Source organism: Mesorhizobium sp. Root157, from assembly GCF_001427385.1.
Classification (GTDB): domain Bacteria; phylum Pseudomonadota; class Alphaproteobacteria; order Rhizobiales; family Rhizobiaceae; genus Mesorhizobium.
Genome location: NZ_LMGJ01000006.1, coordinates 21,430 through 44,788, shown reverse-complemented (window position 1 = coordinate 44,788; position 23,359 = coordinate 21,430). Strand labels below are relative to the sequence as shown.

The 23,359-nt window shown below is 61.7% G+C and carries 21 protein-coding genes and 1 tRNA gene; 8 read left to right on the top strand and 14 right to left on the bottom strand.

The window, feature by feature from the left end; all coding sequences use genetic code 11:
* Nucleotides 1-166: 166 nt before the first annotated feature.
* From mnhG to ASD64_RS06115, 6 genes are read right to left on the bottom strand one after another with little or no spacing between them, the layout of a single operon-like run.
* On the bottom strand, nt 167-553 hold the full coding sequence (mnhG, locus tag ASD64_RS06140; RefSeq protein WP_056102333.1) for a monovalent cation/H(+) antiporter subunit G: 387 nt from the start codon (nt 551-553) through the stop codon (nt 167-169).
* Nucleotides 550-831, bottom strand: coding sequence for a K+/H+ antiporter subunit F (locus ASD64_RS06135; RefSeq protein ID WP_056102330.1), 282 nt, complete (start codon nt 829-831; stop codon nt 550-552). The genes mnhG and ASD64_RS06135 overlap by 4 nt, the downstream gene beginning before the upstream one ends.
* The gene (locus ASD64_RS06130) at nt 828-1,310 is read right to left on the bottom strand and encodes a Na+/H+ antiporter subunit E (protein WP_056102327.1); all 483 of its coding nucleotides are present in this window, start codon (nt 1,308-1,310) and stop codon (nt 828-830) included. Before ASD64_RS06130 ends, ASD64_RS06135 begins: the two co-directional genes overlap by 4 nt.
* Nucleotides 1,307-2,947: a monovalent cation/H+ antiporter subunit D gene (locus ASD64_RS06125; protein ID WP_056102326.1), complete on the bottom strand. Its 1,641-nt coding sequence runs from the start codon at nt 2,945-2,947 to the stop codon at nt 1,307-1,309. Before ASD64_RS06125 ends, ASD64_RS06130 begins: the two co-directional genes overlap by 4 nt.
* Nucleotides 2,947-3,288 (bottom strand): Na+/H+ antiporter subunit C, encoded by a 342-nt coding sequence (locus ASD64_RS06120; protein ID WP_056102323.1) that lies wholly within the window; start codon nt 3,286-3,288, stop codon nt 2,947-2,949. Before ASD64_RS06120 ends, ASD64_RS06125 begins: the two co-directional genes overlap by 1 nt.
* Complete coding sequence (locus ASD64_RS06115; RefSeq protein WP_056102588.1) at nt 3,288-6,212, bottom strand: monovalent cation/H+ antiporter subunit A; 2,925 nt, start codon at nt 6,210-6,212, stop codon at nt 3,288-3,290. The genes ASD64_RS06120 and ASD64_RS06115 overlap by 1 nt, the downstream gene beginning before the upstream one ends.
* A gap of 93 nt (nt 6,213-6,305) precedes the next feature.
* Here ASD64_RS06115 and ASD64_RS06110 point away from each other — a divergent pair, with 93 nt between their 5' ends.
* The gene (locus tag ASD64_RS06110; RefSeq protein ID WP_056102320.1) at nt 6,306-6,542 is read left to right on the top strand and encodes a helix-turn-helix domain-containing protein; all 237 of its coding nucleotides are present in this window, start codon (nt 6,306-6,308) and stop codon (nt 6,540-6,542) included.
* Nucleotides 6,543-6,812: 270 nt separating this feature from the next.
* Here ASD64_RS06110 and ASD64_RS06105 read toward each other — a convergent pair.
* Both ASD64_RS06105 and ASD64_RS06100 read right to left on the bottom strand, forming a co-directional pair.
* A tRNA-Gln gene (locus ASD64_RS06105) sits at nt 6,813-6,886 on the bottom strand.
* 213 nt (nt 6,887-7,099) lie between these two features.
* Nucleotides 7,100-8,929, bottom strand: a complete 1,830-nt coding sequence (locus ASD64_RS06100; RefSeq protein WP_244480725.1) for an LTA synthase family protein — start codon at nt 8,927-8,929, stop codon at nt 7,100-7,102.
* A 329-nt stretch (nt 8,930-9,258) separates the two neighbouring features.
* Between ASD64_RS06100 and fabD the strand changes: the two genes are divergently transcribed.
* From fabD to gmk, 7 genes are all read left to right on the top strand, one after another.
* Nucleotides 9,259-10,200 (top strand): ACP S-malonyltransferase, encoded by a 942-nt coding sequence (gene fabD, locus ASD64_RS06095; RefSeq protein ID WP_056102317.1) that lies wholly within the window; start codon nt 9,259-9,261, stop codon nt 10,198-10,200.
* 49 nt (nt 10,201-10,249) lie between these two features.
* Nucleotides 10,250-10,987, top strand: a complete 738-nt coding sequence (fabG, locus tag ASD64_RS06090; RefSeq protein WP_056102314.1) for a 3-oxoacyl-[acyl-carrier-protein] reductase — start codon at nt 10,250-10,252, stop codon at nt 10,985-10,987.
* Between the two features lie 183 nt (nt 10,988-11,170).
* Nucleotides 11,171-11,407 (top strand): acyl carrier protein, encoded by a 237-nt coding sequence (locus ASD64_RS06085; protein ID WP_006203723.1) that lies wholly within the window; start codon nt 11,171-11,173, stop codon nt 11,405-11,407.
* A gap of 34 nt (nt 11,408-11,441) precedes the next feature.
* Nucleotides 11,442-12,704 (top strand): beta-ketoacyl-ACP synthase II, encoded by a 1,263-nt coding sequence (fabF, locus tag ASD64_RS06080; protein ID WP_056102310.1) that lies wholly within the window; start codon nt 11,442-11,444, stop codon nt 12,702-12,704.
* A 108-nt stretch (nt 12,705-12,812) separates the two neighbouring features.
* Entirely contained in the window at nt 12,813-14,003 is a 1,191-nt protein-coding gene (mltG, locus tag ASD64_RS06075; protein ID WP_056102307.1) for an endolytic transglycosylase MltG, read from the top strand.
* Nucleotides 14,004-14,030: 27 nt separating this feature from the next.
* The gene (locus tag ASD64_RS06070) at nt 14,031-14,921 is read left to right on the top strand and encodes a YicC/YloC family endoribonuclease (RefSeq protein ID WP_056102304.1); all 891 of its coding nucleotides are present in this window, start codon (nt 14,031-14,033) and stop codon (nt 14,919-14,921) included.
* Between the two features lie 3 nt (nt 14,922-14,924).
* Complete coding sequence (gene gmk, locus ASD64_RS06065; protein ID WP_056102301.1) at nt 14,925-15,581, top strand: guanylate kinase; 657 nt, start codon at nt 14,925-14,927, stop codon at nt 15,579-15,581.
* Between the two features lie 35 nt (nt 15,582-15,616).
* On the opposite strand, the gene rsmA is transcribed toward gmk, so the two are convergent.
* From rsmA to lptF, 6 genes are all read right to left on the bottom strand, one after another.
* The gene (rsmA, locus tag ASD64_RS06060) at nt 15,617-16,441 is read right to left on the bottom strand and encodes a 16S rRNA (adenine(1518)-N(6)/adenine(1519)-N(6))-dimethyltransferase RsmA (protein WP_056102297.1); all 825 of its coding nucleotides are present in this window, start codon (nt 16,439-16,441) and stop codon (nt 15,617-15,619) included.
* Entirely contained in the window at nt 16,438-17,466 is a 1,029-nt protein-coding gene (gene pdxA / locus ASD64_RS06055) for a 4-hydroxythreonine-4-phosphate dehydrogenase PdxA (protein ID WP_056102294.1), read from the bottom strand. Before pdxA ends, rsmA begins: the two co-directional genes overlap by 4 nt.
* A 5-nt stretch (nt 17,467-17,471) precedes the next feature.
* A complete protein-coding gene (locus ASD64_RS06050; protein WP_056102291.1) occupies nt 17,472-18,401 on the bottom strand; it encodes a peptidylprolyl isomerase in 930 nt (309 codons plus the stop codon).
* 89 nt (nt 18,402-18,490) lie between these two features.
* Nucleotides 18,491-20,869 (bottom strand): LPS-assembly protein LptD, encoded by a 2,379-nt coding sequence (locus ASD64_RS06045; RefSeq protein WP_056102288.1) that lies wholly within the window; start codon nt 20,867-20,869, stop codon nt 18,491-18,493.
* On the bottom strand, nt 20,869-21,957 hold the full coding sequence (gene lptG / locus ASD64_RS06040; RefSeq protein ID WP_200957804.1) for an LPS export ABC transporter permease LptG: 1,089 nt from the start codon (nt 21,955-21,957) through the stop codon (nt 20,869-20,871). Before lptG ends, ASD64_RS06045 begins: the two co-directional genes overlap by 1 nt.
* Nucleotides 21,954-23,147, bottom strand: a complete 1,194-nt coding sequence (gene lptF / locus ASD64_RS06035) for an LPS export ABC transporter permease LptF (RefSeq protein WP_056102282.1) — start codon at nt 23,145-23,147, stop codon at nt 21,954-21,956. The genes lptG and lptF overlap by 4 nt, the downstream gene beginning before the upstream one ends.
* Between the last annotated feature and the right edge of the window lie 212 nt (nt 23,148-23,359).

Genomic DNA, 23,359 nt, shown 5'->3' with positions numbered 1-23,359 from the left:
GACCTGCGGCTGCCAGCGCTTTTCTCGCTCGCAGCGGTGCCACTCCGGATATGGACCGGGCTGTTGGAGCGCGTCGCGATCTTTCGGATTCGCTGGAGCGCTCCAAGTGTTTGTTTTTATGCATGTCGTTATCCCGAAATCGGTTCCCACTTTCGGGCGACATGCATCAGGGATCTGGTGACGGCTGATCCTTCGACGAGGCGGTGATGGCTTCGAAATCCGGGATTCCGTCATTGCCTTCGATGCGGTCGCGATAAAGTGCGGCGCGCGCCAGAAGCATGAGCGAGACCGGCGTCGTGACCGTTATGAATATCGCGATCAGGATCTCGTGAAGGACCGGGCGCGATTGGAGCGCCGAAAACAAGATGATCGACGCAATGAGGAGGCCGCCCGCGCCCCAGGTCGTGCCGAGCGTCGGCGCGTGGATGCGCTGATAGAAGCGTTCAAACTTGAGCAGGCCGATCGCACCCAGCAGGGTCAGGCCGGAACCCAGGATAAGGAAGAACGCGGTGAGAAGGGCCACCCAGACCGGCAGGTCGGCGAAAGGGGTCATTCGATCACCTCGCCGCGCATGAGGAATTTCGCCAGCGCCACGGTCGAAACGAAACCGAGAAGCGAGATCACCAGCGCCGTTTCGAAATAGATCGTGCTGCCGGTGCGGATGCCGACTGTCAGCAGCAGAAGCATGGCGCCGACGTAGAGGGCGTCGAAACCGAGGATGCGATCCTGGGCGCGGGGGCCGCGAACGAGGCGCAGGAGCGCGCATGCCATGGCGCAGACCAGCAGCAATTGCGCAATGGTGACGGACCAGGAGATGATGACGCCGCTCATTCGAAAATCTCCATCAACAGCGATTCATAACGCTGCTTGATCTGATCGACCAAGGCCGGTTCGTCGATCAGGTCGAGAACGTGGATGCGAAGCCTGCCACTGCCGGCATGATATTCGACCCACGCCGTTCCGGGCGTGCTGGTGATGATGCAGGCGAGTATCGCCAGGCCGGTCGGGTCGCGTAATTCAAGCGGGATCATCACGAAGCCGGGCTTGCCCATTCTTCGCCCCGTCAAGATGATGGCTGCGACCTCGATGTTGGAGCGCAGTATATCGATCAGCACGACCGTCACCAGCCGCGGGATCATGTCCCAGCGTCTCACCATGGGCTTGTCGGGCTGAAGCGCGACCATGGCCAGGGACGCGCCGACCGCGACGATGCAACCAAGCACGACATGGCCGACCGACAGCCCGTTGAGCAGGACCCACATGATCAGCAGCGACGCCGCCAGAACGGGATAGGGCAGGAGGCGTCTCATTGCGCCGCCTCCGTTTTCGCGCCGGGCAAGCTCTCGGCCGACAGCACGTCCTGCACATAGCTGGCCGGCGCATGCAGGGATTGCGCGGTCGCATCCATGTAGCGCATCGCCAACCCGCCTTTTACGGTCAGCGCCAGGCACAGCACGAGCAGGAATGCCACCGGCGCGATCTCGATGACCCGGACGCGCGGTACGGTTCCTTCGATGGGCGCCCAGAAGGTGCGGATGCCGGCGCGCGTCATCGCAATCATCGCGGAAAGGCCGGAAAGGATGATCAAGGTCACCAGCACCCATGTTCCGCCAGCGATGCCGCCGCCCGGCGCAAGGCCTTCGGGATTGAACAACGCGGTCAGCATCGCAAATTTGCCGATGAAGCCGGAAAGTGGCGGCAAGCCGGCCAGAAGCACGCCGCAGCCGGCAAAGCAGATGCCCAAAATGGCGAGGGTTGCTGGAATTGTGACCCCCACCTCGTCCTGGATGTCGTCCTCGTCCGTATCGTCGCCATAGGCTTCCATCGTGACCGCAAGCACGTCGGATGCCGGATCCTGTGCCCGCTCGACGAGCTCGATCAGGAGAAAGAAGGCGCTGACGGTCAACGTCGAGCTCACCATGTAGTAGAGCGCGCCCGAAGTGACCGCGACGCTGTCGGTTCCGATCGCGGCCAGCAGCGTGCCGGACGAAACCAGCAGGTAGAAGCCGGCAAGCCGTCCCATCGCCTGCGAGGCCAGCACGCCGACGGCACCGAAACCGATGGTGGCCATGCCGCCGAACAGAAGCCACGAATTGCCGAAGCCGGCCGATGCACCGGCTTCTGCGCCGAAAAATAGAAGAGACAGCCGCAGCAGCACGTAGATGCCGACCTTGCTGAGGATGGCGAAGATGGCGGCGACCGGCGCTGCGGCGGCGGAATAGGCGTTTGGCAGCCAGAAGCCGAGCGGCCACATGCCGGCCTTGACCAGGAAGGCGACGCCGAGGATGGCGGCGCCCGCCTCCAGCAGCATCCGGTCGCCTGCGGCCACCGCCGGAATGCGGACGGCGAGGTCGGCCATGTTCAGGGTGCCGGTGACCCCGTAGATCAGGCTGACACCGATGAGGAACAGCGATGCGCCGGCAAGGTTGACGGCGATGTAGTGCAGGCCCGCCTTGACCCTGAGCGCGCCTGAACCATGCAGGACGAGGCCGTAGGACGCCGCCAGCAGCACCTCGAAGAACACGAACAGATTGAACAGGTCGCCGGTCAGGAACGCACCGTTCAGCCCCATCAGCAGAAGCTGGAACAGCGTATGGAAATGCGGGCCACTGCGGTGCCAGCGCGCCAGCGAAAACACCAGGGACGCCACGGCGAGAACGGCCGTCAGCATCACCATCAGCGCCGACAGCCGGTCGAGAACCAGGACGATGCCGAAGGGCGCGGCCCAGTTGCCGAGCAGATAGACGCCGGTCGTGGCCGCGCCGTTGCCGACGGGGGCGTCGGCAAAGTTCAGCAACACCAGGGAGACGACCACCAGCAGCAGCGTCGAGACGACGTTGACCATCGCCTTGAGAAAATGGCGGCGTTCGTCGAACAGCAACAGAAGCGCGCCGGTGACGAGCGGCAAGATGATCGGCGCGATCAGGATCTGGTCGGCCCACCCCATCAGCGCGGCTCCCTGCCGTCGACATGGTCGCTGCCGGTCAATCCGCGCGAGACGAGCAGTACCACGAGGAACAGCGCCGTTGTCGCAAAGCCGATGACGATGGCGGTGAGCACAAGCGCCTGGGGAACCGGATCGGTATAGTCAGCCGGATTGATCGCCCCGTCGGTCAGAAGCACGGGCGGGGCGCCGAAGCGCGGCCGACCCATGGAGAAGATGAACAGATTGACGCCGTAGGAGATGAGCGACAGCCCGATGATGAGCTGAAAGGTGCGCGGCCGCAGCAAAAGCCAGACGCCGGAGCCTGTCAGTACACCTATGGCGATGGCGAGCGTCAGTTCCATCACGCGGCCTCCGATGCCGCTTCGGCCTCGGCGGCGATGCGCGAGGCGCGAAGACGACGGATCGACTGGTGGGCCAAGGCGATCAGCATCAACACGGTAGCGCCGACCACCAGGGAGAAAACGCCGAGGTCAAACAAGGTCGCGCTGGCCACCGGAACCGACCCGACCAGCGGCAGTTCCAGATATTGCGAATGCGAGGTCAAGAAGGGATAGCCGGCCAACCAGGACCCCATGCCCACCATGGCTGCAAACAAAAGGCCGAAACCGATCCAGTTGACCGGCAATACCCGGAGCCTGGCTTCGACCCAGATGGTGCCCGCCGCCATGTATTGCAGGATGAAGGCCGCCGCCATCGCCACTCCGGCGGCAAAGCCTCCGCCCGGGAGGTCGTGGCCGCGAAGGAAGAGATAGGCGGCGAAGACGATGATGACCGGAAACAGCCATTGCATGATGACGGACGGGACCAGCAGATAGTCGCTGACCGTATCGCCGGCTTCGCGGTCGGGCCTCGCCTCGTCGAACGCTTTCTGGACGCGCTGCTGCTCCGGCGACTCGACGCTGTCGGGAGCGGGCCGGAAACGGCGTAAGAGCGCAAACACCGTCAAGGCCACGACGCCCAGCACCGTGATTTCGCCGAACGTGTCGAAGCCGCGGAAATCGACCAGGATGACGTTGACGACATTCTTGCCGCCGCCGTCGCTATAGGCTCTTTCCAGGAAGTAGTCGGCGATGGTTGCGGGCGGCATGCGTGTCATAACGGCGTAGGAAATCAGCGTCATGCCGAGGCCGGCGGCGACAGCGGTGGCAAGATCGCGCAAGCGTCGCAGCTTGGCCGCCAGGGTTACAAGCCCGAGCGAATTGTCCTCGAAGCGTTTCGGCAGCCAGCGCAATCCGAGCAGGAGCAGAACCGTCGTCACGATCTCGACGAGCAATTGGGTGACCGCAAGATCCGGCGCCGAAAGCCAGACAAAAGTGATGCAGGTGACCAGCCCAGCGCCGCCCAGCAGGATCAGCGCGGCGAGCCGGTGAAATTTCGCCTGCCAGGCAGCACCGAGGGCACAGAAGATGCCGATCGCCCAGACGGCAGCGAAGGCCGGGTCGCTTTCCGCCCACGTCACCCCGCCAGGATCGAGGCCCAGGCTATAGAGCGGCCAGAGCGCCGCGGCGAAAGCTATCCAGACCAGCAGGCGAAGCTGCGGTTGAAGCCGGCGCGTGCCGAGCTGGCTTTCGACGAACCGCGCCCAGCGCCACGAAACTGTGACCATTGCGCGTTCAAAGATGCGTTGACCCTTGAGGCGGCGGAACACCGGCGGGCCTTCCTCACAGTTGGCCAGATAGGTCTTCAGCGACAGAAAGAGGATGGCTCCGCCGATTAGTGCCGCGACGCTCATCATCAGCGGCAGCGTGAAGCCATGCCAGACGGCGAGGCTGTATTGCGGCGTGGCGGGGCCTAGCACGGAGGTGACGGCGGTGTGCAGGAACGGGCCGATGGTGAGGCCGGGAATGGTGCCGACGACGAGGCAGGCAAGCACCAGCAACTGCATCGGAAACCGCATCAGGAAGGGGGCTTCGTGCGGGTCGCGCGGCAGGTCCAGTGGCGGCGGGCCGAAGAAGACGCCGTGGATGAAACGGATCGAATAGGCGACCGCAAAGGCGCTGCCCAGAACGGCCGCATAGGGGGCTGCCGTGTCGAGAATGGAGATCTGGTGCGTGGCGGCGGCCTCCGCAAAAAACATTTCCTTGGACAGGAAGCCGTTGAGCAGCGGCACGCCGGCCATGGCCGCGCTCGCGACCATGGCAAGGGTGGCAGTGATCGGCATGAAGCGGAACAGCCCGCTCAACCGCCTGATATCGCGGGTGCCGCTCTCATGGTCGATGATGCCGGCGGCCATGAACAGCGACGCCTTGAAGGTGGCGTGGTTCATCATGTGGAAGATGGCAGCGACGGCGCCGAGCGGACTGCCGAGGCTGAGCAGCATGGTGATGAGGCCGAGGTGGCTGATGGTGGAATAGGCAAGCAGGCCTTTGATGTCTTGCTGGAAGATGGCGAAATAGGCGCCCAGCACAAACGACGCCATGCCGGCGAGGCCGACGATCCAGAACCATTCCTCGGTGCCGGCCAGCACCGGCCAGAGCCTTGCCATCAGGAATACGCCGGCCTTCACCATGGTGGCCGAGTGCAGATAGGCCGACACCGGCGTCGGCGCGGCCATCGCGTTGGGCAGCCAGAAATGGAATGGAAACTGCGCGCTCTTGGTGAGCGCACCGAGCAGCACCAGGACCAGTGTCGGTATATAGAGTTCGTGTGAACGGATCTGGTCGCCCGAGGCCAGGACCTGTTCGAGATCGTAGCTGCCGACGATGTGGCCGATCAACAGGACACCGGCCAGAAGGCCGAGACCGCCAATGCCGGTGATGGTCAGCGCCATGCGAGCGCCATCGCGCGCGCCGGCATTGTGATGCCAGTAACCGATTAGCAGGAAGGAAAAGATGCTGGTCAGTTCCCAGAAGATGATGAGCAGGATGAGATTACCCGAAAGCACGATGCCGAGCATCGCGCCCATGAATGCCAGGAAGAACGAGAAGAACCTCGGCACCGGATCTTCGGGCGACATGTAATAGCGGGCATAGAGCACGACGAGGAAGCCGATGGCGCTGATCAACATCGCGAACAGCCAGGCAAACCCGTCCATCCGCAGCGTGAAATTCAGGCCGAGGGCGGGAATCCACTCGATCTCGGCGCGGATGGCGCCACCTGCTGCGATGGCCGGATAACAGGCCGAGGTCAGGACCAGCACGCCGAGCGCGACGGCGCCGGCCAACCATGCCTCGGCATTGCGCGCGTTGGAGGGCAGGAACCCGGCGGCAACGGCGCCGGCGAAAGGCATGACGATCAACAACAACAGCGATGTGTGATCTGTCATCCTACGCAGCAGCTCATCTGGAATCTCGGCAACCATTGCCTGATCTCATCCATTATGGTTGACTTGGAGGCAATTCGGCAAGGCATTAAATTGATGAAATTACTTCCGGAGCAATGCCGGGCGGCGCGCGGCCTACTCAACTGGACACAGGAGCAATTGGCGTGCCTGGCCGGCGTGTCGCGCAGCACGATCAAGGATTTCGAATGCCACCGCCATGCGCTGCATCGCGCTTCGGAGGACTTGCTCGTCAAGGCGCTGGAAGAGGGCGGGGTGCTGCTGCTTGCCGCGGAAACCGAAGGCCCCGGCGTGCGCCTGAGGCAGAACAGGTAATTTCCGGCTTTGTGCCTCGACGATCACCGCCAAGGTGGTGTGAACCAGGTCCGATCCTGGATGCCGCTGCGCCGCGGCGGTCACTTGACATTCCTCGTGAATACGCGGCAGCGGGAATCGCGTTACCTCCGCCCGCGTCAGGCCGTATGCCTCCGAATCGGTAGTTGGGTAGAGTCGCAATCCGGTTCCCCACTGACGGGAAAGAAGCGGTGCCCTTCGACCTACGGAATCAATCCGGAAACCGATGGCTTGCAAAGTCATTTTGTAAAGTGGCTGGGGAACCTGGATTCGAACCAGGACTAACGGAGTCAGAGTCCGTGGGTCTACCGTTAACCTATTCCCCAAAAAGCATTTAGAACAATGCCCTGATGGCGTGTGCGAATGCTGGTCGCCAGCGTCTTCGCAAGCGCGGCGATGAACCGCGCCCCGGTAAGTGGCTGCGTTTTAATCGCCGCCATGAAATAGTCAAGCCCGGAAACCTGCTAACCTTCCCAAGTCTGCGTCCCGCCTCTGCCATAGTCGGACCAGCTTGCGGTCATCGGCGCCAGCCTGCGCCCTCAACTCGTGTGGGCGACCAGTTTGTCGACGGTTTCCGGGAAGAAGCTCGGCGCGCCGTGATGCTTGCCGAACATCATGTCGTATTGGAGATAGCGATAATCGCGCACCGCAGGGTCGAGTTCTTTTTGCCTGGACCAGTCGGGCGTGGCTTTGCCGGTGTCGCTCAAAAGAAGGTTGCGGTCGATGACGTCAAAGCGCTCGTGCAGGTCGCTCAGGAAGCCGGTGTAATAAGGATGCGTGATCCCGGCGGCCTTGAATACGTGAAGCGGCAGGAAGGAGGGGCTGACCGCACCGATCTTCTCGACCGGGCCGGTCCGGTTCGACCACACCACCAGCGGCGTCGAACGGTGCAGGAGCATGTTCTGCGGTGATTCCTTGCGCGGCGCCACGTTGTCCTTGAGAAAGCCTGTCTCGACATAGACCGGGCCGAGAGGCGGCAAGTGGTCGCCGAAGAAGGCGATCACGGTCGGACGCTCGCGCTTGCTCGCCCAGTCTATCAGGCGTTGCAGGCTGGTGCCCGCATCGGCGGCACCTTCCGCATAGCTTTGCAGCGAATCGCGCGCCCACTGGCTCGTCGGTGCGTTGACGCTATGCGTGGCGTTGCCGTAGCGGTTCGGCTCGTAGGGGCCGTGGTTCTGCAGGCTGACGGCGAAGAAGAAGAACGGATCGTCGGTCGCGTCCGCCTCACGGATGATCTCGTCGGTCATCGATTCGTCGGAAGCAAGCGGCCCGCGCTTTTTCATGTAGGCGAGGTTTTCCTCGGATTTGAATTCATCGAAGCCGAAGGCCGCGTAAACCGGCGTGCGGTTCCAGAACCAGTTCGTGCCGGGATGTATGGCGCGAGTTTCATAGCCTTCGCTGCGCAGGAACGTGGCCATGGTAGGTACCGGTGCGCGCACATATTGCTGGTAGGGGATGCTGCCGGCCGGCAGGAAGGCATTGGTGAAGCCGGTCAGCGCCTCGAATTCGACATTGGCCGTCATGCCGCCGAATTCCGGCGAAAACACTTCGCCGGACTGGAGTTTGCGCACGTTGGCGATCGGGTCGGGGGTTATGCTGACGCCGGGGAGCTTGGTCGGGTCCCAGAAGGACTCGCTCATGACGATGATGATGTCGGGCTTTTCGTCGGGAAGCGAAGCGGCCACATCCGGCTTGCGGATCGCCGCGATCGCCTTTTCGGAATAGTCCTTCGGCGCAGTCACATGCGCCATCGGGACGTTCAGGGCGAAGGCGAGGGCAAAGCCGTTGCTGGCGTAGTTTTCCTTCTGATCCCACATCATCGGGATGATTTGCAGCCGGTCGCGCGTCCAGGAGAACGTCGCGTAGTCCATGAGCGAAAAGAAGAAGGCCAGCAGCGGCAAGGTGAGCACCAGGCGCGCAATGCGCCCCTTGTAGCTCATGATCCAGATGCGCCGACGCCATTGCCGCCACACATAGACGATCAGGGCGAGGCCGCAGACAATGCCGATGCCCATGGCGACGCCAGTCAGCGGGCGTTCGCGCACCAGAAGCGGCATCAATTCGAAAATCTGTCGGGCATAGAGGAAATCCGTCGGGTAGAGCGGATCGCCGAGATAGAGCGACTTCTGATGGCCGACGAAGGCGAGCGTCAAGGTCAGCGGTGCAACCACCATCAGGCCTTGATAGATGCGCCCCAGAACGGCGTCGAGGCCGATCAGGATAAGTGTGAACAGGATGACGGTTGTCCAACCCGGCTTGAAGGGTTGCGCGAAGAAGGCGATCGTGCCCGACAGATCGCCGCGGAATATCCACTCGATGGCAAATACCAGGATGGCGGAGGCGAGCAGGGTGACGGCAGCGTAGCGCAAGGCAGCGACCGCCGTGCCGCGCCGGGTGGTTTCCCGAGCCGGCTTGCCGCTGTTCGTCGCCGCGATGGCGTTTTGCCTACTCTTTTCCAACTCAACTCCCCGGCCACAAAGCGACGTCACGGAACTGTCACGTCAATGTCACAAAAAGCTGGAGCTTGTGGCAAAATTGGGAAGAGCCGGCGAACAAATCGTGTTCGGTTTTAACGATGTGTGATCGGAAAAAGCCTCGTGGCCATACGGACTTGGCGGTACCGGCTCAATCGGTGCAGGCTTGACTTGGGCAGCCGGGTTGCGCAACACGCAAGGGAAAGCAGGAACCGAGGCAGATCATGGCAATCGCATTCACCTTTCCGGGACAGGGAAGCCAGGCCGTTGGCATGGGCAAGGACCTCGCCGACGCGTTTCCCGAGGCTCGCCGGGTCTTTGAGGAGGTCGACGAGGCGCTGGGCGAAAAGCTCTCCACATTGATGTGGGAAGGCCCGGAGGAGAAGTTGACGTTGACCGCGAATGCGCAGCCGGCGCTGATGGCGGTGTCGCTTGCCGCCTTGCGGGCGCTGGAGGCGCGCGGTTTGGCGCTGAAGGACAAGGTCGCCTATGTCGCTGGCCACTCGCTCGGCGAATATTCGGCGCTCGCCGCCGCCGGTTTCGTGTCGGTCGCCGATGCTGCGCGTCTGCTGCGCATACGCGGCAACGCCATGCAGGCGGCCGTCGCGCCGGGCGAGGGGGCCATGGCTGCCATCATCGGCCTGGAGCAGCCCGATGTGGAGGCCGCCTGCCTCGAAGCGGCAAGCGGCTCGGTCTGCCAGATCGCCAACGACAATGGCGGCGGCCAGTTTGTGATCTCGGGAACGAAGGCGGCTGTCGAGCGGGCCGCGAAACTTTGCACCGACAAGGGAGCCAAGCGGGCCTTGATGCTGCAAGTCTCGGCGCCCTTCCACTCGGCGCTTATGGCGCCTGCCGCCGACACGATGCGCGATGCTTTGGCGGCGGTTGCCCGGCATGCGCCGATCGTTCCGGTGGTTTCCAACGTAGCGGTCGAGCCGACCAGCGATCCCCAGGTCATCACCACGCGATTGGTCGAACAGGTGACCGGGCGCGTGCGCTGGCGCGAGACGGTGGAATGGTTCGCGGCCAACGGGGTGACGGCACTGTACGAGGTTGGCGCGGGAAAAGTCCTGTCCGGACTGGCGCGGCGCATCAATCGTGATATCGCAGTGAGCGCCGTCGGCACATCTGCCGATGTCGATGCGGCTCTGGCTGCATTGGGCTGACGAACCACCGACCCCACCCGTGTAAAGGGTGTGCTTCGAGGAGGCAGGAATGTTTGATCTGACTGGACGCAAGGCGCTGGTGACCGGCGCAACCGGCGGCATCGGCGAGGCGATCGCACGCATTTTGCATGCCCAGGGCGCTATCGTCGGCCTGCACGGCACGCGGGTGGAAAAGCTGGAGGCGCTGGCTGGCGAACTGGGCGACCGGGTGAAGCTGTTTCCAGCCAATCTGTCGGATCGCGATGAGGTGAAGGCGCTGGGCCAGAGGGCAGAGGCGGAACTGGAAGGCGTCGATATCCTTGTCAACAATGCCGGAATCACCAAGGACGGCCTGTTCGTGCGCATGTCGGATGCCGATTGGGACACCGTGATCGACATCAATCTTTCGGCGGTGTTTCGCCTGACACGGGAACTGACGCATCCGATGATGCGCCGCCGCCACGGCCGCATTATCAATATCACGTCGGTGGTCGGCGTGACGGGTAATCCCGGCCAGGCAAACTACTGTGCTTCGAAGGCCGGCATGATCGGGTTTTCCAAGTCGCTTGCCCAGGAAATCGCCACGCGCAGCATCACGGTCAATTGCGTAGCGCCCGGTTTCATAGAATCGGCCATGACCGACAAGCTGAACGACAAGCAGAAAGAGGCCATCATGGCGGCGATTCCGGCAAAGCGCATGGGAACCGGCGCGGAAGTGGCGTCCGCCGTGGCCTATCTCGCTTCCAACGAAGCCGCCTACATCACCGGCCAAACCATTCACGTGAATGGCGGCATGGCGATGATCTAGCCAAGGGTGAATTGCCTTTTGCCTTGGACCTGCGTGATTTTTCGTGTAACTGGCCCGCAACCCGCTGGTTCGGGCAATTACCGGTTTGCTGGCGTTGAGTTCCAGCAGGACCATCTTTCAGCTTGATTAGCAGCATTCCGCCCGCTAACGAAGACAGACAAACTTGAAGACGAGGATGCCCAAATGAGTGACACCGCAGAGCGCGTCAAGAAGATCGTTATCGAGCATCTCGGCGTTGACGCCGACAAGGTAACGGAACAGGCGAGCTTTATCGACGACTTGGGCGCGGACAGCCTCGACACGGTCGAACTCGTCATGGCGTTCGAAGAAGAATTCGGCGTCGAGATTCCCGACGATGCAGCCGAGACGATCCTGACGGTCGGCGATGCCGTCAAGTACATCGACAAGGCGTCAGCCTGATCTTTCCAGCGGTTATTATCCGAAAGCTGTTGCGATGAGGCGAGTGGTTGTCACAGGCCTCGGCCTGCTTTCTCCGTTCGGTATGGGCTATGAGCACGGTTGGAAGGAACTTCTGACCGGCCGTAGCGCTGCCCGCCGGGTGACCGAGTTCGAAGTGGACGATCTGCCCTGCAAGATCGCACACGTCATTCCGCGTGGCGATGGCACGAACGGAACCTTCAATCCCGAGGCTGTTCTCGAGCCGAAGGAATTGCGCAAGATCGGCGAGTTCATCCTGTACGGGATAGCGGCTGCCGACGAAGCGCTGAAGGATTCGGGCTGGGAACCGAAGACGCCGGATGAGCAATATGCTTCCGGCGTGCTGATCGGCTCCGGTATCGGCGGCATCGAAGGCATTGCCGAAAATGCCATAACGCTCAAGGAGCGTGGCCCGCGCCGTATCAGCCCGTTCTTCATTCCAGGCCAGATCATCAACCTTGTTTCCGGCCAGGTTTCGATCCGCCATGGCCTGAAGGGCCCGAATCACGCCGTCGTTACGGCTTGCTCCACCGGTGCGCACGCCATCGGCGATGCGGCCAGGCTGATCATGTGGGGCGATGCCGATGTAATGCTGGCCGGCGGCGCGGAAGCGCCGGTGACGCGCCTGTCGCTCGCAGGCTTTGCGGCTTGCCGTGCCCTGTCCACGGAGCGTAACGACACGCCGGAGGTCGCATCCCGGCCTTACGACCGCGACCGCGACGGCTTCGTGATGGGCGAGGGCGCGGGCGTCGTGGTGCTTGAGGAACTCGAGCATGCGAAGGCGCGCGGCGCGAAAATTTACGCTGAAGTCACCGGCTACGGCCTGACCGGCGATGCCTATCACATCACCGCGCCTTCGGAAGATGGCGACGGCGCGTTCCGCTGCATGACGGCAGCGCTCAAGCGGGCCAATCTGAAGCCCGCCGACATCGACTACATCAACGCGCACGGCACCTCGACGATGGCCGATACGATCGAACTTGGCGCGGTTGAACGGCTCGTTGGCGATGCGGCGTCGAAGATTTCGATGTCGTCGACGAAATCGTCAATCGGACACCTGCTGGGTGCGGCCGGTGCTGCTGAAGCGATCTTCTCGATCCTCGCGATCCGCGACAATATCGCGCCCGCCACCATCAATCTGCAGAATCCCGAACGGGAAAGCGCGATCGACCTCGTTCCGAACAAGCCTCGGGCCCGCCAGATCGACGTGGCCCTGTCGAATTCGTTCGGCTTTGGCGGAACCAACGCTTCGCTCGTTTTCCAACGCTATAATGGCTGACGAGCCGGCCGGCTTTGCTGCCGGCAAAGCTGGAATGTTGCCAATTTCGCCATATTCGCTCCTACTGTGCAGGACGGGAATCGTCGCGACATCAAATTGTAGGGTGCAATGAACACCAATCCTGGGGGCAATGGGGAATTTGGCCAGCGGTCGCCGCCTGGGCCGATCGTGCCCAAGACTGCGAACGAAGCATTGCGGCCGGAAGCAGGAACGCCGCCGCCGAAGCGCTCGCGCGCATCGCGCAGCCAGGTCGTCGTTTTCATGAATTTCCTCGTCTCGCTGGTTCTTCTGGTGATCGTGGGGGCCGGGCTTGCGCTTTACTTCGGCAAGCAGGCATTCAATGAGCCGGGTCCTTCGGCCAATGGAGATACGTTCCTGGTCAAGCCGAGCACGGGTGTGCAGGAGATCGCGGACCAGCTCGAACGGCGAGGGCTGATCGGCGATGCGCGCATCTTCCGGCTGGGCGTGCGCGCCTACGGCAACGACCAGGCGCTGAAGGCCGGGGAGTACGAGATAAAGCCGCGCGCATCGATGCATGAAATCATGGATCTTCTGAAGAGCGGCAAGTCGGTGATGTATTCGCTGACAATTCCGGAAGGGTTGACGGTCGAGCAGGCGTTCCAGCGCGTGGCAACGCAAGAGACGTTGACCGGCGATATGCCGGACAGCCTGCCGCCCGAGGGAAGCCTTGCGACCGATACCTTACGCTTCACCAGAGGCGCAACGCGCCAGCAGATGATCGACAAACTGCTCGCCGATCAGAAACAGCTCGTCACCGAGGTATGGGCCCGCCGCTCGCTGGACCTGCCGCTTGCGAACGAGCAGGAATTTGTGACCCTGGCCTCCATCGTGGAGAAGGAAACCTCCAAGAGCACAGAGCGTTCACGGATTGCCAGCGTGTTTCTGAACCGGCTGGCAAAGGGAATGCGGCTGCAATCCGACCCGACTATCATCTACGGGCTGTTCGGCGGCAAGGGCAAGCCTGCCGACAGGCCGATCTACCAATCCGATATCGAAAAGCCGACGCCCTATAATACCTACACTATCAACGGTTTGCCGCCGACACCGATCGCCAATCCGGGCAGGGCCGCGCTCGAAGCGGTGGCAAATCCGTCGAAGACCGACGATCTCTATTTCGTGGCGGACGGCACCGGCGGCCACGTCTTTGCGACGACCCTCGACGAGCACAACGAGAATGTTGCACGCTACCGGGCCTTCCAGAAGAAGCAGGCGCAAGAGGCGGCCAAGGCCGGCGCGAAACAGCCTGCCGGGACGGACGGGGCGGAGTCCCCGCAGTGATATGACGGAGACCGCCGGGGGGCTGCCATGAACCTGCAAAGCATGACCGGATTCGCGCGCGCGGCCACAGAACACGAAGGCACTGCTGTCGCGTGGGAGGTGAAGTCCGTCAACGGAAAGAGCGTCGAGGCAAGGCTACGCATGCCGCCGGGCTTCGAGCGGATTGAAGTGGCGGTGCGCCAAGCCATCCAGAGGCGGTTTGCGCGCGGCAGTTTCCAGGCAACCTTGACCGTCACCCGACCGGCCGGCATGCAGGCGCAGCCTGTCGTCAACGAAGCGTTCCTGAAGGACGTGGCTGGCTTGGCGAAGCGGCTTCAGGAGCAATTCGGCGTTGCGCCGGCAAGCGCCGATGGATTGCTTTCGCTGCGTGGGGTTTTCGATGTTCCCGAGATGCTCGAAACCGAGGAAATGCGAGCCGCGCTCGATGCTGTGATCAATGCAACGCTCGACGTCACGCTGACCAATCTGCAACAGGCGCGGCGGTCCGAGGGCGAAGCTCTTCGCTCGCTGCTTGCGGCTCATCTGGACACGGTCGAGGCGTTGACGCTGCGCGCCGAGGCCGATCCATCGCGTGAGCCGGCCGCGATTCGGGCAAGGGTCGCCGAGCAGGTCAAACTGTTGCTGGACCCCGGCGCAAATCTCGACGAGGCGCGGCTTTATCAGGAAGCAGCGTTTCTGGCGACCAAGGCAGATATCCGCGAGGAGATCGACCGGTTGAAGACGCACGTGGTATCGGGACGGGCGCTGCTCGCAGCTGGCGGTGCGGTTGGCCGCAAGCTCGATTTTCTGGCACAGGAATTCAACCGCGAATCAAATACCTTGTGCTCAAAGTCCAACGCCGCCGCCATCACCGCCGTTGGGCTGGAATTGAAGGCGGTCGTCGATCAGTTTCGCGAACAGGTCCAGAATCTGGAGTAATAGATGCCTGCCAAAGATGCCGGCTCCCGCATCCGCCGACGGGGCCTGATGCTCGTACTGTCATCGCCGTCGGGCGCAGGCAAATCCACGATTGCGCGCAACCTGATCGAGAGCGATCAGGAATTCGAGCTTTCCGTCAGCGTTACCACCCGGCCACGGCGCGGCAGCGAGATCGAGGGGCAACATTATCACTTCCGACCCCAGCGGGATTTCGAGATCCTGCGGGACAATGACGAGTTGCTTGAATGGGCCGAGGTCCACGGCAATTTCTATGCAACCCCGCGCGAGCCCGCTGAAAGGGCCCTGGCCGAAGGGCGCGATATGCTGTTCGATATCGACTGGCAGGGCGCCAAGCAGCTCAAGGAAAAGATGCGTGGCGACATTGTCTCCATCTTCATATTGCCTCCGTCCATGAAGGAACTGAAGGCGCGGTTGAAACGCCGGGCGGAAGACCAGGAAGCCGTGATTGAAACGCGGCTGAAAAATTCCCGCACCGAGATCGAACATTGGACGGAGTATGATTTCGTTGTCATCAACGACGATCTCGACCGCGCCTTTGCCGAGGTGAAGTCTATCGTGACGGCGGAGCGGCTACGGCGCGATCGGCGTCCCGGACTTTTCGATTTTGTTTCGGGCCTGCTGGATGAAAGCACCGACTGATCGGCCATCGGATCACCGGCTTGGGAGCCAGTCGGTCAGATCAAGTTTGCCAGGCTGACGAATTCTTCGACGCTCAACGTCTCGGCCCGGCGGGTCGGGTCGATCCCAACGGCACCCAGCAGCGCTTCGCCGCCCAGGCCTTTAAGGCTTTGCCGCAGCATCTTGCGGCGTTGGCCGAAAGCGGCTTCCGTCACGCGACCAAGTTTCTTGACATCGGCAGGGAGAGGTTGTGCTCGCGGCGTGAGATGGACGACTGACGAGGTAACTTTCGGCGGCGGCGTGAAGGCCTGCGGCGGGATGTCGAATGCGATCCCGGCCTCCGTTCGCCAACCAGCCAGAATGCCAAGCCTGCCATAGGCATCGCTGCCTTGGCGAGCCACGATCCGCTCCGCGACCTCGCGCTGGAACATCAACGTCATCGACGTATAGAAGGGAGGCCACGCTGCAACCGTCAGCCAGCGCACCAGCAATTCCGTACCGATATTGTAAGGCAGGTTGGCGACGATCTTGACCGGTTCGCCGGCTGCAAGCTGCACGAAATCGGTCTTGAGCGCGTCCCCGGACACCACCTCGAGACGGCCAGGGTAGCGATCGGATATCTCCGCCAAGGCGGGCAGGCAGCGTTCGTCTCGCTCGATGGCAACGATACGGCGCGCGCCATTGGCGAGCAGGGCCCTGGTGAGGCCGCCGGGACCAGGGCCGACTTCAATGACCGTCGTGCCAGTCAGATCACCCGCAGTTCGGGCGACCTTGCCGGTCAGATTCAGATCAAGCAGGAAGTTTTGGCCGAGCGTTTTTTTCGCCTGAAGACCATGACGCTCGATAACTTCGCGCAGGGGCGGCAAATCATCGAGGCTCATGCCGGTTCATTCGCGACGATGGTGTCGGCAAGTTGTCGAGCCAGCTTCAAGGCGGCAATCAGGCTGTCGGGGCGGGCGATACCCTTGCCCGCAATATCGAACGCCGTGCCGTGGTCGGGTGAGGTGCGGATAAACGGCAGGCCGAGCGTGACGTTGACGGCCTCGTCGAAGGCCAGAGCCTTTGCCGGGATCAATGCCTGATCGTGATACATGCACAAGGCTGCGTCGTACCCGGCCCGGGCGCGGGGATGAAACATCGTATCCGCCGGCAAGGGCCCGAAGGCATCAATGCCTTCAGCACGCAAAGTGGCGATGGCTGGCGCAATGACCTCCCGGTCTTCGGAGCCCATCGAGCCGGCTTCGCCGGCATGCGGGTTGAGGCCGGAGATGGCCAGGCGCGGTTTGCCGAGGCCGAAGCGGCTGCGCAAATCCGCGTCGGTGATGCGGGCTGTTGCCACGATCAGGTCGGTTGTCAGCGCCTTTGGCACTTGGGAGAGCGGTATGTGGATCGTCACGGGAACCGTGCGCAGGTCGGGGCCGGCCAGCATCATGACCGGCATGACCGTCTTGCCGGTGTGGTGTTCCGCGAGATGCGCGAGATATTCGGTATGGCCGGGAAAGCGAAAACCGGCATCGTAAAGCGGTTTCTTGGCGATGGGGCAGGTCACGATCGCGGCAGCCTTGCCTGCAAAGCAGTCCTCCACCGCCCGGTCGATCGCCTCGACCACGCCTTTGGCATTGCTGCTGTCGGGGCTGCCGGGCGTGTCTATGAAGCGGGACGACAGGGCAACGACGGGCAGGGCGGATTGGAAAAGCCCGGCTGCTTGTGACGGTTCTGTTTCCAGCAGCGGAATGTCCGCACCGACAATCCGTGCGCGCGACAAGATCAGGGCCGGGTCGGCAAGCAGATAGAACGGTGGAACAGCGTTGCGTTTGCGGCCTTGCCAAGCGGCAATGGCAATTTCAGGACCGATGCCTGACGGATCGCCGACGCTGACGGCAAGCGGGACGCCAACTCCTTTCATGGCGATCAGCGCTGGACGATGCGAGCCTTTTTCTTCAGCTCTGCCATGTATTTCTTGTCGAATTCGTCGGATTTTCCACCGATCTCGCCCTCGCTCTGGAACACCATCTGCGCGACCTTGTCGTCGGAGACTTCGCGGGCGCTGCACACGCCGATGAATTCGACGCCGCGTTCGGTTTCGCGAACCGCGGTAGCGGCCCCGGTCTTGGTCTTCTTGATCTGGTCTGCCCAATCAGGCGGCAATTGGGGAGCGAGCACGCGGCCAAGGTCACGTACGGTGACGTCGATCAGGCCCTTGGCAAATTCGTGTGTAGTGCCGCAGCCGTTGAACCGGCCGCGCATAGCCTCGGCCTCACGCTTGCGCTTGCCCAGGGTCTTGCCCCGTTCGGCCGCAGGGACGACGAAAATGACCTGTTGCAGCATGTATTCCGTGGCCGTCGGCTTGGTGCCGCCATTGTTCAGCATGCGGCGAACCACGTCTTGCTGGCTCAGGCTGTTACCGCCTTGCTCGGCGCGATAACGCGCGCCAAGCGCCTGGTTCCAGGCCATCTGGGCGCGAATGAATTCCTTGAAATGTTCCTTGGTGACGCCGGCCTGCGCCAACACGCCGTCCAACTGTTTGACCTGCATCTTGTTGTTGGATGCAAACCGGGCGTAGGAATCGTTGACTTGCTGATCGCTGACGCGGATGCCGAGGCGCTTGACTTCCGACATGCGCAGCGCCTGCTCGACCATCTCGTTGGCGGCATCGCCCTTGCGGCGCTGCAGGCGAAGGAAAGCCGCCCGGTGCTGGATGTCGCCGCTGGTGACCGCAATGTCGTTGACGACATATTTGATCTGGCTGGCGGCCATCGCCGGAGGGGTCATTGCGGTGACCGACACCGCTGCGGCCGCGACTAGCAGGGCAAAACTTGCCGAAAGGATGTATTTCCTCATCAAGGGCTTCCGGATTGTTCTTCGTTGACTGGGATATACCAACTCATGCCTGCTCTATGCGGCAAAACCGTGTCGATCACTAGGGCTGACTATTGGGCGAAGTCGCTTGACGCAGATCCAAAGTCGCCGAGTGTGCGGAACGAGATGTTGAAGCCGATGCTCTGCGATACTTCCTTCGTATCCCGCCCGCGGGTTTCGGAGAAGGTCATCAGATAGGTGAAACATTCGTCGGCATAGCCGAAGCCGATACCATCCCTGACCAAGACATTCGTTTGCAGGTCATAGGTGCCGGAGCCGAAGACACGCCAGTTTTCGCCAAGTTGGGCCGAGCCGCCGAGCATGACCTCATGGCGATCTTCCGCGAACCCGTACAAAGGCTGCTTCTGGATGAAGGCGTATTTGGCGGAAACGGAAATAGGCTGCCCGGTATAGCCGAGCTTGACTTCCGAGCGACGCACTTCAAGCGTCTGTTCGTCGAACCGGCCGCTCAGCGAGGCTGAAAGGCCACTTGGGCTGGCTATGCCAACCAGGCCGACGAAATCTGACTGGTCTGTCTCGAGGCCGGAATTGGCGCCGGCGTTGACCAGATCCTCAGATGCGAAGGAATTGCGGCCATCCAGATGATAGGATTGGCCAAACAAGGCATTGGTGGTCCAGCCGTTGTCGAAGCTGCCGGAATAGCGAACGCCCAGATTGGCGCGGGTGCCGCCCTCGATGCGGTCGTAGCCGGAGAATTTGTCACGCTCGAACAGCGTCGAAGCATCGAAAACGAAACTCTGTGCATCTTCGTTGGGAACGGCGAGACCGCCGACATAGGCCTCGTTCGGGCGGACGAACAACTGCGCCATCGGCTCGAAGACATGCGAGGATCCGATGCTGGAGAACAGGATCGGCCAGCGCCATTCCAAGCCCAGCGTTGCCATGTTGCGGAAGAACGATGAACGAACGTCTGCGGTGGTCCCGAGGGCCGTCGCCATGTCGTCGATGGCTGTCAGCGATGCGCTCGATGCGTTGACGACGTTGCCGTCAGCCTGGAACGCCAGAAGTGGCGTCAGCACCATACCGCCGTCGGTGACGAACGAGCGCTTCCACTCAGCTTCGGCGGTCAGGCGGCCGGATTCGCCTTCAATGCCGCGCACACGTTCGATCCCGGCCGTGTCGAGATTGTTGCGATGGATCGCCCTCGCGTTCAGGTTTAGCGACAACTGGCCGCCGGCAAGCGGGGTATCCGGGATATAGGCGTAGTCGAAGGAAGGCAGCACCCACGCCTGCTCGTCGTTCCTGGCGCGGGAATCGGTGTCCAGCACGTTCTCCTGGACCTGGAATTTCATGCCGCGCAGGTCGAAATAGTTCCGGTCGTTCAGCCCGGTGAGGTACACTTCCGACCGGTGCACATAGTCGCTGAACCCGTCGATATTGTATGTGCTGGAAAAATTCTTGTCCGACTGGAGCATGATGTCCCAGCCGAAATCCCATCTCGAATTGATGGCGAACTGGCCCTTGGTGCCCATCATGCCGCGAAGCTTGTTCGGATCGCCTGAAGTGCCCCTATCGACAGTATCGACGTCGAACGCATTCGGATTCTGTTGATGGATTCCGGCGATCTTGAAATTGTACTGGCCGTTGCTGAAGCGCTGCCGCCATTCGGCTTCGCCAAGGAAACCCTGCCTGGTGAAGTAGTTGCCCTTGACGGTCAGGTCGTATGTCGGAGAAAGGGCGAAATAATAAGGGACACCGACGCCAACGCCGAGGTCGGTCTTATAGCTGACCGAAGGGAACAGGAAGCCGCTTTTGCGCTTCACGGTCGGGTCGGCGATCTCGAATGCCGGCAGATAGGCGATCGGGAAGCCGAAGAATTCAAAATTCGAATCCTCGAAGCGGACGGTCTTCTTCTGGCCGTTCCAGATGATCTTGCGTGCTTTCACGCGCCAGACCGGCGCCTTGTCGGGTTGATCTTCGCAAGGCTCGCAAGCGGTATAGACGCCGTTGTGGAACGTGGTCAAAACGCCGCCCATGCGCTCGGCGCTCTCTGCGGCGAAGTAGGTCTTGTCTACCGTCTCGACGCGCAACGCGTTGACGAAGCCGTCAGCGAAGTCGTCGGTGATGTCGATGTGATCTGAATTGATTTTGGTGCCGTCGCTCTGGACGATCTGCACATTGCCGCTGGCAACGAGGCGCTGGGTCTTGCGGTTGTATTCGACACGCTGGGCGACCAACCGGTTGCCGGCATAGTCGATCTGCACGCCGCCAACCGCGGTCACGGTCTGTGCGTCGTTGTCGTAGACGAGCGTGTCGGACTCCAGCAGCATCTGGGCATTGGAAGGAAGGTCAGCCGCTAGATCCTGCACATCCTGTGCCCAGGAGGGAACGGTCAAAGCACCGCCGGCGAGCAGGCACGCCAACCCGCTCACTCCGCACAGGAGCGCCAAACGGCTTTGCCGTCCGTGCTGCAAACCCGCCCCCCTCACTAACCGTCTTCCTTATACAAAAGGAATGTTACCCCGAAAAACATTGCAACAACAACTGGGAACCACGCCGCGACCAAAGTCGGCACAAAACCGGCCACGCCGAATGCCTTGACGAGAACCGACACGACATAAAGCAGAAACCCGGCGACAACACCACCTAGAATCATCGTCGCCGACTGTCCCATTCGTGCAAAGCGCATCGAAACCGTCGCCGCGATTAGAGTCATCGCCACCAGTAGAAACGGCAGCGCCACAAGCGAATCGAATTGCATCGCGAAGGCATTTGCACTGAGGCCGAATGAACGGGCAACCTCAATCTTTCCCGGAAGGTCATAGAATGGAATGGTTTCCGGCCGCGCCAGCCGCTCCTGTACGAACTCCGGCTTCAAATCCGTGGGAACCCGATCGATCTGCTTCGTCTGCGCGGTCCCGCTGCTGGGCAGGATGCTGACGTCGTGGAGTTCCCAGTATCCGTCTCGCAGGAAGGCGCGCCTGGCGTCCTTGCGCTCGACGATGTCGTCGTTGTCATCAAGCAGGAAAAAGGTCGCGTCGGCCATTTCCAAGCCTTGGCTCAGGATGGCTCGAGCGCCGATGATGGTGTCGCCGGACTTGGTTTTCTGGCGAATCCACGGGGTGATTTCTTCAGCCACCACGTTCGATTTGCCTGACCGCAACAGGCTTTCGACCTGCTGGGAGCGCGACAGGCCCTCTGCAGCAAGAGGATTGAGAACGCCAACCGCCAATATGCCGAACAAAAGCGCGCCCAGGCAGACTGGCAGCAGGAACTGCCATGCGGATATGCCGGCTGCGCGCGCGACAACAAGTTCATACTTGCGGTTCAACGAAACCAGCGTCGCCATTGCAGCGAACAGGCCGACAAACGGCACGGCTTGCAGAACGAGCATCGGAACGCGAAGCGCCGAAATGAGCGCTCCCATCTGATAGGTGAACCCCGGTATGCGGGCCGTGCGGCTGCTGAGTTCGGTAAAGTCGATCAGGAACACCAGCGCAAAAATGCCGAGGAAGAACCAGGTTGCAATTGCGGCATAGCGAAGGAAGAAATATCGGCCGAGAGTCCAACCCATCACGCGGACCCTCCTCTTGAATTCACGGCGCGAACCCTGAAGGAGGCGAATGCGCCCGAGGCGCGGCGTGCAAGCGACACGATCCTATCGATCCAGCCAATAGGCAATTCCATAGACCTCTGCGTCTTGATGAACCAGGCTGCGAGAAGCGCCATTCCGATCGGAGCCGCGTACATGACATAGAGATATGCCGGATCGGTCTTGGCTTGCCCTTCGGCGAAGAAGGCGACCCAACGCACCAGAAGGGCAATGCAAATGGTCGTGACCAGCGGGTGGATACGCGCCTCGCGATGTGATCTGGCATCTCCGGCAACAGCCAGTGCGATCAGCGCGAAGGTGATCGGAAATAGCCACTCGGAAAAGCGCTTGTTGATTTCAGTGCGGAAGGCGCCCGGCTCTTTCTTGTGGGCTGGGTCATTCGGATCCGGGTTGAGGAGATACTGCGTCGTCTGGTCTTTCGGCAGGCGGAAGCCGCCGCCCGTGTCGGCACCGAAAGCCGAAAGGTCGAACGCATAAGAGGTGAAGCGAACCAGAGAAATGTCGCCGTCGACGGTCTTGCGTTGGATGACGCCGTCGCTCATCAGCAATGCCTTGTCGTCACCTTGATCTACGACGGCGCCGCGTTTTGCGTAATAGACGAGGTCGACGCCCTGCTGCCGGGTATCGGCAACGAAAATGCCGCCAAGCTGGTTGCCGGGGAGGCGCTCGCCGACTTGCACGAACAAGCCGTTTTCGATCTTGCGGAACGTTCCTTCCTGGATGACCAACGACAGGAAATCCGCTCGCGCGCTGGCGACGAGGTCGCGATTTTTCTGACGTGCATAGGGTTCGATCCCGTTCTGTACGACGAAGCACAAGATGCTCGCCGCGACCGCCAGAATCAGGATGGGCTTGACGACCGTCAGCCTGGAAGCACCCGAGGCGCTGACCACGACGAGTTCCGAATCGGCGTTCATGGTGCTGAGGATCTGCGCGACCGCACCTGCAACGGCGAACGGAACGACAATGGGGATGATCGTCGGCAGGATGAGGGCAGCCACTTCGAAGAAAGTGAACGCCGATTGTCCGCTATCGGTGACCAGATCGATGCGTGCCAATACCTGCGTCGTCCAGACAATCGCCAGCGTCCAGACCAAGGCCGCCAGGAACAACACGAGCGCGCGCTGCAATATGTAGCGTTCAATAACCTTCATTCAGAGGGTGTCTCGATTGGCTTTCCGGCATCGCGCCTCAGAGCAAATTATCTGTTGGAAGACGCCTGTACAACAGGCGCGATCCACCGTTTCCTCCGGGATGCGCTTTCTCGCTCGCCCCTAGTGTCGCGGCGAATGGATAAAAAAGCGCGAAGGCTCATGGTTAATGATGGCTTGCGGCGAAAAGGTGCGGCAAGCTGCGGCCAAACGTC